General features: G+C 33.6%; 2 protein-coding genes. Both read right to left on the reverse strand.

Annotated elements, in window-relative coordinates; translation table 11 throughout:
* Positions 1–50 precede the first annotated feature (50 nt).
* Positions 51–761 (reverse strand): hypothetical protein, encoded by a 711-nt coding sequence (locus tag C6H17_RS11355; protein WP_148374301.1) that lies wholly within the window; start codon positions 759–761, stop codon positions 51–53.
* 166 nt (positions 762–927) lie between these two features.
* Positions 928–2,268, reverse strand: a 1,341-nt coding sequence (locus tag C6H17_RS11360) for a hypothetical protein (protein WP_104731455.1), incomplete at its 5' end; no start/stop codon positions are given.

A 2,268-nucleotide genomic window follows, 5' to 3' on the forward strand; every position in this document is an offset into this window, starting at 1 on the left:
TCTTGTGATTGATTCTGTGTGGTGTGAGTGTTTGGGAATGAGCAACTCATTTATTCCCCACAATCAAAACTCACTTGGCTTTCGTGGATTACACCATAGATTGCCTTACTTGTATCGCTGGCTTCTTTTGGGATATAGGCGACCTTTAGCCATTTGGGATTGGTGGAGTCTTTGCCAAGAGATAATAATACGCCTTGATTTTGTAACTCATTGCTTCGCATATTACAATCATTTAACATTTCATCTTTTTGTATTGCCTGTAAAATCTTGCCATTTGGGGATTGGCGTAGATTGATATAGGAGTCTTTGGAGGCATAGGATAAAAGTAGTCCCTCCGAAAAATAACTATATATCATTCCTTTAGATACAAACCATCTTTTTGTATTGCTTAAGGGCTTGAGAGAATGGGGTTTGATTTTTGCATATGCACCATTATCAAAACTTATATCACTTCCACTCACGGCATAATAGTCTTGCAATGTTATCATAGCACGCATTGCTATACCTCCTAAAATATACTTATCATTTATATTAATATTATCTCCAAAGATTTGCTTTGCTTTCATAAAGTCATTGTCTTTCATATCAGCTATTAACTGAATGCCTTGATATTGCTCAAAGTCAAAATATGGTAGTGGATTAGGCGTTTGTATATCTGGATAAAAAGTCAAGCTTTGAAACAGGTTTGCTTCCTCTTGATGCAAATACATTTGTATAACACCACTTAGCGTTATCTCGCCATTATAGCTTATTTTGACCATTCCGCTTTTGTCTTTATCAATATTTTTTTGAGTTAAGGTTGAATGATATATAGTGTTTTGATGTCTCAAGCTATCAATAACTACTATTTCATCGTTAGCATAGACATAACTACACAAAAGTAAAATTAAAATACATTTCACTGCGGAATAAGATATTATTTTCATCTTATTTCTCCCACTTGGTAATTTTATTCTTAGGATAGATTTTAACATTTTCTTCTTTGATTCTGACAATAAATTTTTTAATTGTGCTTTTCGATTGACCTTTGGCATAGTTTTGATATGCTTCTATATCATGCTCAATCAAAAGTTTTATGAGCTGCATAGTCTTTAGCAATGTTTCTTGATACAGCCCATCGTTATTTTTGTGTCCTTTAGGCTCAAGTTCATTTTCAAGCTCTCCCGGTAATAGACATCCATCGCTCCAAATTCCATTATCACCATTGTGTATTAGTATATAGTTTCTATCGCCCATATCTGTTCCATTGATAGCTTTAAGTTCAGGCATTATGTGAGAATGTATATCCCAATCGTGTTGCTTCTTAAAATTATCTGTCTTGCTTTGTAATGTTTTTTGTCTTTGGCTATCATATAATTGATTCTTCCCCTTATTAACGCTATGTGGATTTATTGAAAAATCTCTAACATCATTTTTTGAACAAACACCATTTAATTTTAACAAATTGATAAACTCTAAATCTATTGTGCTTCTTGCATAAACTTGTTTTCCTGAATACCTCCAAAACACCTCATATTCCCCCACTGGTATTCTCGTATCACTTCCCGATGTTTTTTGTTGTTGCTCTGGAGATAGGTTATGTCCAGCACGCTTAGGATTAGGATTTATCCCTGCTGGCTCTACAATTCCTCCACTTAACAACTCTATATCATTTTTTAATAGCTTAAATTGACTCATTGTAGCCCATTTGTTAGGATTGTCATATCCTCTATACTCCCACTTCCTCACTACTTCTAGCACCATTTCTCCTGTGCCATACCCCACTTCCAACTTAATCACATTTCCCATAGATTCTAATTCATTCTTGTATTTTTTATATAAAGCTTGCATTGCATTAAAGAATTGCTTAGATTCTGCTGCTAAATCTACGCCTTTTATATCTCCATAGCTACTTCCTCCGTGAATTGTGTAATGAGTAGTAGTGATAAAATCATCATTGATTGGTTTTGTGGAATCTTTGGTTTGATAGAGTTGAAAATATTTATCTCCTAAGTTCCAAGAGTTTGTAAAAAAGCCATCAATAAAACGAGTTTCTTTTGGTAAATGAATATTTTTCACATAATAGATTCCAGATTCTATACAATCTTTATTTTGTGAATAATTGTTTGTAGAATCTTGAGTGTTTGTTTGTGTGTTGCTTGCTAAATTATTATCTGTATTCTCTAAGATTCCACTTTGTGCTTTAAATCTATGAGTTACCTCCCCCCATTCTAGTATCTCTAATTCCTTACCATTGAATCTAAGGGATAAAGGAGGATTATAGGTGAG

The sequence above is a fragment of the Helicobacter rappini genome (assembly GCF_900198625.1).
GTDB classification, from domain to species: domain Bacteria; phylum Campylobacterota; class Campylobacteria; order Campylobacterales; family Helicobacteraceae; genus Helicobacter_A; species Helicobacter_A rappini.